The 10,226-nt window shown below is 62.5% G+C and carries 10 protein-coding genes and 3 pseudogenes; 6 read left to right on the top strand and 7 right to left on the bottom strand.

Annotation, left to right across the window (positions count from 1 at the left end; translation table 11 throughout):
* From AUC71_RS00585 to AUC71_RS00565, 5 genes and pseudogenes are all read left to right on the top strand, one after another.
* A partial coding sequence (locus tag AUC71_RS00585; RefSeq protein WP_069622696.1) for a class II glutamine amidotransferase occupies positions 1 to 788 on the top strand: 788 nt, incomplete at its 5' end.
* 3 nt (positions 789 to 791) lie between these two features.
* Positions 792 to 1,480, top strand: a pseudogene (locus AUC71_RS00580) (protein glxC).
* Positions 1,480 to 2,808, top strand: a complete 1,329-nt coding sequence (locus AUC71_RS00575; protein WP_069622695.1) for an FMN-binding glutamate synthase family protein — start codon at positions 1,480 to 1,482, stop codon at positions 2,806 to 2,808. Before AUC71_RS00580 ends, AUC71_RS00575 begins: the two are co-directional and overlap by 1 nt.
* Before the next feature lie 45 nt (positions 2,809 to 2,853).
* Positions 2,854 to 4,157, top strand: a pseudogene (glnT, locus tag AUC71_RS00570) (type III glutamate--ammonia ligase).
* On the top strand, positions 4,157 to 4,612 hold the full coding sequence (locus AUC71_RS00565; RefSeq protein WP_069622694.1) for a GNAT family N-acetyltransferase: 456 nt from the start codon (positions 4,157 to 4,159) through the stop codon (positions 4,610 to 4,612). Before glnT ends, AUC71_RS00565 begins: the two are co-directional and overlap by 1 nt.
* Positions 4,613 to 4,678: 66 nt before the next feature.
* On the opposite strand, the gene AUC71_RS00560 is transcribed toward AUC71_RS00565, so the two are convergent.
* The 4 genes from AUC71_RS00560 to AUC71_RS22120 are packed head-to-tail and all read right to left on the bottom strand — an operon-like array spanning position 4,679 to position 6,273.
* A complete protein-coding gene (locus tag AUC71_RS00560; protein WP_069622693.1) occupies positions 4,679 to 4,888 on the bottom strand; it encodes a hypothetical protein in 210 nt (69 codons plus the stop codon).
* Positions 4,889 to 4,922: 34 nt separating this feature from the next.
* The gene (locus tag AUC71_RS21675; protein ID WP_280139253.1) at positions 4,923 to 5,651 is read right to left on the bottom strand and encodes a hypothetical protein; all 729 of its coding nucleotides are present in this window, start codon (positions 5,649 to 5,651) and stop codon (positions 4,923 to 4,925) included.
* On the bottom strand, positions 5,603 to 5,845 hold the full coding sequence (locus AUC71_RS22125) for a hypothetical protein (protein WP_342021369.1): 243 nt from the start codon (positions 5,843 to 5,845) through the stop codon (positions 5,603 to 5,605). The genes AUC71_RS21675 and AUC71_RS22125 overlap by 49 nt, the downstream gene beginning before the upstream one ends.
* Positions 5,845 to 6,273, bottom strand: coding sequence for a hypothetical protein (locus AUC71_RS22120; RefSeq protein ID WP_342021366.1), 429 nt, complete (start codon positions 6,271 to 6,273; stop codon positions 5,845 to 5,847). The genes AUC71_RS22125 and AUC71_RS22120 overlap by 1 nt, the downstream gene beginning before the upstream one ends.
* Before the next feature lie 498 nt (positions 6,274 to 6,771).
* Between AUC71_RS22120 and AUC71_RS00550 the strand changes: the two genes are divergently transcribed.
* Entirely contained in the window at positions 6,772 to 7,329 is a 558-nt protein-coding gene (locus AUC71_RS00550) for a hypothetical protein (RefSeq protein ID WP_069622692.1), read from the top strand.
* Positions 7,330 to 7,378: 49 nt separating this feature from the next.
* Here the strand turns inward: AUC71_RS00550 and AUC71_RS00545 are convergent.
* The 3 genes and pseudogenes from AUC71_RS00545 to AUC71_RS00535 all read right to left on the bottom strand — a co-directional run.
* Positions 7,379 to 8,984: pseudogene (locus AUC71_RS00545) on the bottom strand (trimethylamine N-oxide permease).
* Between the two features lie 164 nt (positions 8,985 to 9,148).
* Positions 9,149 to 9,553: a hypothetical protein gene (locus tag AUC71_RS00540; RefSeq protein ID WP_204376590.1), complete on the bottom strand. Its 405-nt coding sequence runs from the start codon at positions 9,551 to 9,553 to the stop codon at positions 9,149 to 9,151.
* Positions 9,554 to 9,561: 8 nt separating this feature from the next.
* Positions 9,562 to 10,226: glutamate synthase-related protein (locus AUC71_RS00535; RefSeq protein WP_193426997.1), on the bottom strand; the 665-nt coding region annotated here is incomplete at its 5' end.

Below are 10,226 nucleotides of genomic sequence, written 5' to 3'. Positions count from 1 at the left end.
ATAGCGCCGGTTTTGCCGTCTACGGCGCCGGCGAGGCCGGGCAGACCAAACTGACCCTGCGCGGGACGTCTCCTCTGGCCATGGAGGAGCGGGCGGCTGAAATCGAGGCCGCTTTCCCCGGCGCGCAAACGACCCTGCACGACACCCATGCCGTGATCGCGGTCCCCGACCAGGAGGTCGAGGCGCTGATCAAATGGCTCGAACGGGAGGCCCCGGAGACGGAAATCGTCGGCCGCGGCAACCGCATGGAAGTCTTCAAGGAAGTCGGTCTGCCCGAAAAGGTGGCGGAGCGGTTCGGGCTTGCCGGAATGCGCGGGACCCATGCCATCGGCCACACGCGTATGGCCACGGAATCCGCGGTGACCACGGACGGCGCCCATCCCTACTCGACCGGCAAGGATCAGTGCCTGGTGCATAACGGCTCGCTGTCGAACCATAACAATCTGCGCCGTTCGCTACGCCGCGAGGGTCTCAAATTCGAGACCGAGAACGATACGGAGGTGGCCGCCGGCTATCTCACCTGGCGCATGCGCGAAGGGCTTTCTCTCGGCGATGCGCTGAAGGTGAGCCTGGATGACCTCGACGGCTTCTACACGTTCGTGGTCGGCACCGAGAACGGCTTTGGGGTGCTGCGCGACGGCATCGCCTGCAAGCCGGCCGTCATGGCCGAAACCGATCAATATGTGGCGTTCGGCTCCGAATATCGGGTGCTCGCCAATCTTCCGGGAATCGAGACCGCGCGCGTCTGGGAGCCCGAGCCTGCCACCGTCTACTTCTGGGAACGCTAAGATATGCCGGATATCGACCTCAGCGTCACGCCACTGAGAGAACTCAACGCGGCGCTGCACCAACTCACGCCCGAAACCAACGAGCGGCATTGGGTCATCGAGCATCCGGCCGGAGGCCACGCGATCGCTGCGGGACTCAACGTGCCGGTCACTGTCGAGATCAACGGGTCCGTCGGCTATTACTGCGCGGGCATGAACAAACTTGCCACTGTGCTCGTGCATGGCAGCGCGGGCGTCGGTGTGGCCGAGAACATGATGAGCGGCTTCGTGCATGTCTCAGGCGACGCCAGCCAAGCGGCGGGCGCACGGGGCGCGGGCGGTCTGCTTCGTATCGACGGCAATGCCTCGTCACGCTGCGGCATCTCCATGAAGGGCATCGATATCGTGGTGCAGGGGTCCGTCGGCCATATGAGCGCGTTCATGGCGCAGAGCGGCAACCTCGTTGTTTTTGGCGACGCGGGCGACTCGCTCGGCGATTCGATCTACGAGGCGCGCCTCTTCGTGCGCGGCTCGGTCAAAGCCTCGGCGCCGATTGCATCGAGAAGGAGATGCGCGACGAGCATAAGGCTGCCGTGCACGACGTGCTCACTCGTGGGGGCTTCGACGGCGAGATCGATCCTAGCGAGTTCAAGCGATACGGGTCGGCCCGCACGCTCTACACTTTCAACGTCGATCACGCAGGAGAGTATTGATGGACGCGACGCCGAGGACGACGCCACGCAAGTCTGCGACGTTCGACGATTATAGCCTGTCGGAGATCCGCCGCGCGGCAGCCAGCGGCATCTATGACATCCGCGGCGGGGGAGCGAAACGCAAAGTCCCGCATTTCGACGATCTGCTTTTTCTAGGCGCCTCGATCAGCCGCTATCCGCTCGAGGGATATCGCGAGAAATGCGCCACCGATGTGTGGCTCGGCACCCGTTATGCGCAGAAGCCGATCCACCTCAAGATTCCGATTACGATCGCCGGCATGAGCTTCGGCTCGCTGTCGGCGCAAGCCAAGGAAGCTTTGGGCCGCGGCGCGAGCAAGATGGGCACCTCGACCACCACCGGCGACGGTGGCATGACCGAAGAGGAACGGGGTCACTCCAGCATACTCGTGTATCAGCTGTTGCCTTCGCGCTACGGCATGAACCCCGACGATCTGAGGCGTGCCGACGCCATCGAAATCGTCATCGGCCAGGGCGCCAAGCCCGGGGGCGGCGGCATGCTTCTCGGTCAGAAGATTTCCGACCGCGTGGCCGAGATGCGCACGCTACCCAAGGGGATCGACCAACGCTCCGCCTGCCGTCACCCGGATTGGACGGGGCCGGACGACCTGGAGATCAAGATCCAAGAACTGCGTGAAATCACCGACTGGCAGAAGCCCATCTACATCAAGGTCGGCGGCTCGCGGCCCTATTACGACGTCGCTCTTGCCATCAAGTCCGGCGCGACGGTGGTGGTGCTCGACGGCATGCAGGGCGGCACGGCCGCGACCCAAGAAGTTTTCATCGAGCATGTCGGCCTGCCGATCCTGGGCGCCATTCGCCCGGCGGTGCAGGCGCTGCAAGACCTCGGCATGCACCGCAAGGTCCAGTTGATCGTCTCCGGCGGCATCCGCAATGGCGCCGATGTGGCCAAGGCGCTCGCACTTGGCGCGGACGCCGTTTCGATCGGTACGGCGGCGCTCGTGGCACTGGGCGACAACGACCCGGCGCTCGAGGAGCACTACCAAAAGCTCGGCACCACGGCCGGAGCCTATGACGATTGGCACGAAGGTCAGGATCCTTCGGGAATCAATACGCAGAATCCGGAACTTTCGGCGCGGCTCGATCCGCAACTCGGCGGACGCCGCCTCGCCAACTATCTCGCCGTGATGACGCTCGAGGCACAGACCATCGCGCGCGCTGCGGCAAGAGCCACGGTCCATAATCTGGAGCCCGAGGATCTCGTTGCGCTTACGGTCGAGGCCGCGGCTATGGCGAAAGTACCGCTGGCCGGCACCGACTGGATTCCAGGATCGAAAACATACGAGTAAGGCGCGCAGGAAGCACGCCTAAGAGCAAAAGCGAAGGGGAGTAGCATGGCGGTTGATCTTGCAGTCGAGGCCCGCGAACGCGGGATCCAATATTTCTTGATTTCCTTTGTCGACCTGTTCGGGACGCTTAGGGCCAAGCTGGCACCGGCCAGCGCCATCACCGGCATGTCCAAGGACGGCGCGGGCTTCGCCGCTTCGCCAGCTGGCTCGACATGACGCCGGCCCATCCCGACGTTCTCGCCGTCCCCGATCCCGACAGCCTGATCCAGATTCCGTGGAAGCCGGAAGTCGGCTGGCTCGCCGCAGATCTTTACATGAACGGCAAGGAAGTGGACCAGGCGCCGCGCAACGCCTTGAGGAGAATTCTCAAGAAGGCCAAGGACGCGGGTTATACGGTGAAGACCGGCGTGGAGTGCGAGTACTTTCTCGTAAGCGCTGACGGCGAGGCGCTCAGCGACCCGGCGGATACACAGGCCAAGCCCTGCTACGATCAGTCGGCGCTGATGCGCCGCTACGACGTCATCAGCGAGGTCTGCGACTCCATGCTCCAGCTCGGCTGGGGCCCGTATCAAAACGATCACGAGGACGCCAACGGTCAGTTCGAGATGAACTGGGACTTCGACGACGCACTCAAGACCGCCGACCGCATGACCTTCTTCAAATACATGATGAAGTCGATCGCGGAGAAGCACGGCCTGCGCGCCACCTTCATGCCCAAGCCCTTCACCCACCTCACCGGCAACGGCTGCCATGTACATGTGTCCTTGTGGAAGGGCGACCAAAACGCTTTCGAGGACGACAACGACCCGCTCGGCCTGTCGAAGGAGGCCTATCACTTCATCGGCGGCCTGATCGACGGCGCGGACGAGATCTGCTCGATCACCAATCCAACGGTCAACTCCTATAAGCGCATCAATGCACCGGTGACGACGTCGGGAGCCACCTGGTCGCCCAACACGGTGACCTTCGCGGGCAACAACCGTACCCACATGATCCGGGTCCCGGGCGGCGGGCGGTTCGAGTTCCGCCTACCCGATGGCGCGACCAATCCCTATCTCTTGCCGGCCGCGATGCTCGCCGCTGGGCTCGACGGGATGGCGAAGAAGACCGACCCCGGCAAGCCGCTCGATATCGACATGTACGCGGAAGGCCACAAGGCGCCGGCGGGCGTGAAGAAGCTGCCGCTCAACCTCCTGGACGCGCTGCGGCTCACCGACAAGTCCAAGCTCTTGCGGGGCGCCCTCGGGGATGAGCTCGTCGATTCCTACGTGAAACTCAAGACGAAGGACTGGAACGAGTTCTCGCGGCAGCTCACGCCCTGGGAGCGGGCCACGACTCTCGACTGCTAATGGCGGCGCGCGGACTTCGTATTCGCGATCCGAATCCCGGCGACGAGGCGGCATGGCGCCGCCTCTGGTCCGGCTATCTCATCTTCTACAAGGTGGACGTGCCCGAGGCGGTGACGGCGGAAACGTGGTCGCGAGTCCTCGATCCCGACATTCCCATGTTCTGCAGACTTGCCGAGCAAGAGGGGACGATCACAGGCTTCACAATCTCGACGCTGCATCCTTCGACCTGGACGAGCGACCTGAACTGCTACCTGGAAGATCTCTTCGTCGATCCGGCGGCCCGCGGCCATGGCGTGGGACGCGCGCTGATCGACGATCTCATAACGCTCGCCCGCAAGAAGGGATGGTCGCGGCTCTATTGGCACACGAATGCCGGCAATGAGACCGCCCGCAAGCTCTACGACTCCTACACGCAAGCGGACGACTTCGTTCGCTACCGGATCACCTTCGACTGAGCACAAAAAGAGGGCACCAGCACGAGGCGGGCGCCCTCAAGTGATCTGTGTTCGCGTCAGGCCGGCTTACACCGGGTGATCGTCAAGTGCCTTCTTGATGGACTCTTTGTTGCCATAGAGCCGGATGTCCTCGGCAAACTCCGCCTTCTCCTCGCGGAGCTGGATGATGTGCCAGAGAATCCATAGCGCCACGCCAACGATCACCATGATCAGTTCGTAGCCTTGCCAGGGATAAACCGCCCCGGTGTCGGCAAGATCGACTGCCCAAGTAGTCATTTCGGTTCTCCTTTATCTCTCTCTTGCCGATGCCTCAGACGAGCGCCTTCTCAGCGTCGCGAACGTCTTGGCGTGCTTGCTCTTCGTCATGGAGCGTCTTGAAGTCGAGGCCCATGAGCTCAACCTCGCGTGGCACCCGCAGAAGTCCGCCGGCGTCGAGCAGCTTGGAGACGATCCACGCCGGGACGAAGCCGAGGACGAAGAACATGATGACCGCGCCGATGGTGTTCCCCAGCGGGTTCACCGCGGCGTAGCCCTCATACGGCGAGGACGGATAGCCCCACAGGACGAAGCCAGCGATCACCAGACCGATGAAGCCGGCATAGCCATGAACCGCCACGGCTCCGACAGCGTCGTCGATCTTGAAGGTGCGCTCGACCCAGTAGTGCAGCTTGTAGGCGCACCAAGTGCCGATGCCGGCAATAACCATCGCCTGGATCGGGTGGTAGAGGTCATTACCGGCGGAAGCGGTAATGATACCGGCAAGGCCGCCCGAATAGGTCCAGAAGGCATCGCCCTTGGAGACCAGGTAGCCGACCAAGAGGCCACCCGACAGCGACATCAGGAAATTGACCGTGATGGCGCCTAGCGTCGTCGGCGTCAGATAGATGGTCGTCGCCGTCCACGTCTCGCCGGTGATCTGACCGCCAATCCCCTCCGGAGAGATGATCGGCACGTTGCACGCGGCGTAGAAGCCCCAGAAGCCGGTGTAGATCAAGAACAGTCCGATCGTGACCAGCCAGGGATTATGCGGGGCGAACACGCGCGCGTACCGTCCGCGGCGAAGCGGCCGAGACGCGGACCGAGCACCACGAGAACGCCGAGGGCGGTGCCGCCGGCAATGCCATGGATGACGCCGGAGGCGTAGGCATCGTGATAGCCGAGAAGCTTCACCATCCAGCCTTCGGGATGCCAGCCCCAGGCCGCATCAATGATCCAAGTCACCGAGCCGATCATCACGCGATGATCCAGAACGCACCGGACCTGATGCGCTCGATGACCGCGCCCGAAACGATCGACGCCGCCGTCCACGAGAACAGCAGGAAGGCCGCCCAGAAAACGCCGGTGATGCGATCGCCGAGATTGGTGGCCATGGTCTCGGATGTGGGCAGGTTCGCTGCCCCCGCCTCGAGATTGAGCCCGCCGGTGATGAACGGTCCATTGGGGAACGCCCAATAAATCCACCAGCCGAAGAAGAAGAACGTGATGGTGACCAACGGGATCAGCATCGTGTTCTTCATCAGGGTGTGCATGTGGTTCCGCCGCCGGCTGGCGCCGACTTCGTACATGCAGAAGCCAACATGGATCAGGAACATGATAACGACCGTCACCCAGTAATAGAACTCGGTGAAGACGGTCGTGAGAGCGTCTAAGTTATTGCCCATTGATGTAACCCCCCTAGGTTCACGCCTTGGATTGATTTTTTGGTCCCAAGGTCACGATGGATGTTTCAGCTACGTCGTCGATTCTCCCTTTTGACTCGCCGGATGCCTGAAACGGCCGCCTGCCACGATTAAGCCCTACAGAAGCGTCCTCATCTTACAGCGATGCTAGGGGCGCCCCCAAATCCCGTCAACCAAGATGAAATTGACTTTCCTCAGATGAAACTCATTTGAACCCGTGTCTCGAAGCGACTTTCATGACGCAAAATCAATTGGTTAACGGCCATTCGAACGCGCTCTGCATGGCTTTTGGGGGCTGCATTTTTTTGGGCATAAGGCCGGAAAGCAACGATTTTTGGAGCCAAAGAGGGCCGGAAAAACCCGGCGGCCGGGCAAAGAAGCCAAGCTTTTCAAGCGGCTTTCGAAAAAAGGCGGGCGAAGACCTCGCCCCTAGCGGCCCTTCGCATTGACGCGCAGCGCCGGGGGAGGCAGTGAGGCGCCATGGGCAAGACGAAAACCAAGGATCTGCGGCAGCCGTTTCTGATCTGGCAGTGCCAAATTCGCCAGACTGCCATGCGCGAGGAGGACGGGCGGCCTTCCCCGGGCATGTGCCCGCGGGTGTTGGATGAAACCGGCGCGGAGCTTTCGCCGTCCCTGACCGTGCTGCTGGTGCCAAAAGCACCCGAGGAGAGCACGGCGTTCTTCCGCTTCCAAGTGATGAAGTCCCCCGACCCGCGCGAAACCTACGAGAAGGCGCTGCGCCATCTCCAGGCGGACTATTTCCTCGAGCCGAAGTCTTTCAGCGACCGCCTGCTCGCGATCTTGCCCGCGGATGCGCCGCTCGCCGACGCGCTTATTTCAGGCAAGCGCTGCGTGCTCGACTTCGCGCAAGGGCGCTATGCTTTCCGTCTGCCCTGCAAGGTGAAGGCTCTCGATGTGGGCGACGCCGACCGCGAGGCCGCGATCTGGCACAACCGGGTGTTCAATCCGGCGCTCCCCGATTCGGTGCAGGTGCTCGCCTTCAAGCCGGATTGGAAAACGGCCGAGATCAAAAACTGATCCCGGCCGTCTGCCCAGCTTGCGAAGAGTCACTTCGCTTCGGTGAAGCCTAAGTCCAGAAAATCACGTAGGCGACCGTGGCGGAGAGCACTCCGCCCGCGAGCGCTACATAAGGCAACATGCCGGCTTTCGGTTGGCCGATGGATTTCCCGTCAACCGACAGGTCGGCAAGCATCTGCGGCGGGAACACGCCCTTGTCTTGGATGAAGTGCCTGAAGATGAAGACCGGGATGACCAGGCCGATGGCGATGGCGCCCGCAACCAGCGTGCCCGATCCCCACACATCCGCGCCGGCGCCAAGCAGGAATGCATTGACGAGGCCAGCACCACGCCCGCGCCGAGAAGCACGGTCGGGGCCTTCCACGGACGCTTCACATGCGCGTTGTCGATGCGATGGATCCAGCCCGCGTTGAGGTTGAGGAAGTTGAACACGATGTAGCAGACATTCGAGACCGCCAGCACGAACAGATAGTCCGACATCAGCAGCAGGATCAGGTTGAACGCGAGATCCGTCGCCATGCCGCTTGTCGGCGCCCCATTCTCGTTGACGCGGCTCAGATAACGCGGCAGCCAGCCGTCGACGGAGCCTGGTAGAGCGTCCGCGAACTGCCGGCCATCGCCGTGGTGATCGCCAGCATGAGAGCGAGAATCAGCATCACCACCAGCAAATTGGTGATCAAAGAGCCGCCGCCGACCATCGAAGCCATGGCCTGCGCCACGCCGGAACCGTCGACGATGCCCGGCGCCATGACGCCGGCAAGGCCCAACGCCCCCTGGAAGGAGAGCGGCACGAGCACGTACACCGCGATGCACAGCAGTCCTGAATAGAGGATTGCCTTGTAGGTGTCGGTCGCCGGGTTTCGGAACTCGCTCGTGTAGCAGATCGCCGTTTCGAAGGCGTAGGCAGACCAGGCGGCAATGAAAAGACCGCCGAAGAACAGCGTCCATCCGGCCTTGTCCCAGGCGGCGGTGCCTATATCGGTGCCCGGCGCAAAGGGCTCGAACGCCTTCATCGACACGTCGCCAGTGATCAGCGGCACGATGCCGATAATCAACAGCGGCAACAGCACCGATGCGCCGACGATCGTCTGCACCTTGGCGGTCGAGAGAATGCCGCGATGCTGGATGCCGAAAGAGATCAGCATCAGAATCGCGCCGATGAAGAAGGTCGAGTTGAGACGAAGTCCCAAGCCCTCCTTGAAGAAGGAGAGATCGACGAGCTGGATTTCCCAAGTGCGGATCGCAGCCTCGGCCGGGAACAGGGCCGTCAAGATGTAGCCGGCGGCAATGCCGCAGCCGATGGCGAGCACCGGCGTCCAGGCGAGCCAGTTACACCACACCGAAAGCGGTGCGATGAACTTTGAGTAGCGGACCCAGGCGGCCGCGCCATAGACCGATGCACCGCCCGATTTGTTCGGGAACAGACCAGCGATCTCGGCGTAGGTGAAGGCCTGGATGAAGCCGAACAGGACCGACAAGGTCCAAACCAGCACGGACGGCGTGCCCACCGTGGCGGCGATACCGCCAATAGAAAAGAGAACGAGTGCCGGGACGCCACTTGCGACCCAGAACGCATCCTTCCAGCCAATGACTCGATGTAGGGTAGATGAAGAATCGCCTGTGCCGGCGACGGCACTCGGAGCGGTGCTGACCATAGTTTCCTCCCTCTTGGGGCGCCCCCGCTTTGTCGCGGGGCGCGAAGCCGCCCAGGTTGATCCCGGACGTTGTGTGTTCAGTCTTGGTCTGCGTAACCGCCTAGAACTTCGTGTAACCCTCCTAAAACTTCGCTGAGCCTGTTAGAACTTGCGATAAGCCTTGTTCAACTCATGAAGCGGATGCTTGGCGAGGTCTGAAACCGGATCAGAAGCTCGCGCGCCAGCATGTCGCGATCCTGTTGGTTGTCGGGCAGCTTCATCGACTTGGGGATGCGCACCCAACCATTGATGTTGCGGTCGAAGATTGCGGGCTGACCCGCCTCGTAGCCCATATGGACGTCCTCCAGCCAGTTGAGGTCGTCCCAGCCCATGAACTCCATGTAGTCCTTGAGGAAGGGCGTGAGCTTGTCGTAGTCGGGCAGCAGATTGACGTCGTAGCGGTAGCCGATGTGCTGGCCGATCACCTTCTCGCGGTCGGTGTCGAGACCCGCCGCGTCCTTCAGGTACTTGTCGACGTCGCCGCCTTTGGCGGGCGCGTCGGCTTTGCCATTCTTGTCGCTCTTGGCCATCGTTTACCTCAACCCAGCTTGTGGTAATTCGCAACACCGACCGTCATGTCGGTACCGGCGAGCGGCACTTGCGCCATCGCCGAGGCTTCCATGGTGAGCGCGGCGAGATCCTCCGGCTCCAGGCTGTGCACGTTGGTCTTGCCGCAGGCACGCGCTAGCATCTGCGCTTCCAGGGTCAGCGTGTGCAGGAAGTTGTAGACGCGCTCGGCCGCCTCATCGGGATCGAGCCGCTTTCTGAGCTCCGGGTCCTGCGTGGCGACGCCGACCGGGCAACGGCCCGTGTGGCAATGATAGCAGCGGCCTGCGGGGACGCCGATCTCCGCCTCGAAGTCGGACTCCGGAATCTCCTTGTTGCAGTTGAGCGCCATCATCACCGAGTGACCGATGGCGATGGCGTCGGCGCCGAGCGCCAGAGCCTTGGCCACGTCGCCGCCGTTGCGGATGCCGCCCGCATAGACGAGGCTGATCTGGCCGCGCAGGCCGAGCTCGTCGATGGCGCGGCGCGCCTGACGGATCGCGGCGATACCGGGAACGGCCGGTGTCTCCGTCGGCGATGTGCGGACGCGCGGTCGAGCCTCCATACCGTCGATATAGATGGAGTCGGGGCCGCACTTCGGCCGCCATGCGCACGTCGCATAGACGCGCGCGCGCGCGCGCGCGCTGAATCGAATTC

Origin of the sequence: Methyloceanibacter marginalis (assembly GCF_001723295.1) — a bacterium.
Classification (GTDB): Bacteria; Pseudomonadota; Alphaproteobacteria; order Rhizobiales; family Methyloligellaceae; genus Methyloceanibacter; species Methyloceanibacter marginalis.
The sequence above is the reverse complement of the archived record's forward strand: the minus strand, read 5'-3'. Positions and strand labels throughout refer to the sequence as shown.

Excerpts from the sequence above, each read along its gene's own strand:
- AUC71_RS00550 (WP_069622692.1), top strand. The coding sequence starts at position 6,772 with ATGGGCAAGACGAAAACCAAGGATCTGCGGCAGCCGTTTCTGATCTGG.
- AUC71_RS22120 (WP_342021366.1), bottom strand. The coding sequence starts at position 6,273 with ATGGGCAATAACTTAGACGCTCTCACGACCGTCTTCACCGAGTTCTAT.
- AUC71_RS00565 (WP_069622694.1), top strand. The coding sequence starts at position 4,157 with ATGGCGGCGCGCGGACTTCGTATTCGCGATCCGAATCCCGGCGACGAG.
- AUC71_RS00540 (WP_204376590.1), bottom strand. The coding sequence starts at position 9,553 with ATGGCCAAGAGCGACAAGAATGGCAAAGCCGACGCGCCCGCCAAAGGC.
- AUC71_RS22125 (WP_342021369.1), bottom strand. The coding sequence starts at position 5,845 with ATGATCGGCTCGGTGACTTGGATCATTGATGCGGCCTGGGGCTGGCAT.
- AUC71_RS00560 (WP_069622693.1), bottom strand. The coding sequence starts at position 4,888 with ATGACTACTTGGGCAGTCGATCTTGCCGACACCGGGGCGGTTTATCCC.
- AUC71_RS00575 (WP_069622695.1), top strand. The coding sequence starts at position 1,480 with ATGGACGCGACGCCGAGGACGACGCCACGCAAGTCTGCGACGTTCGAC.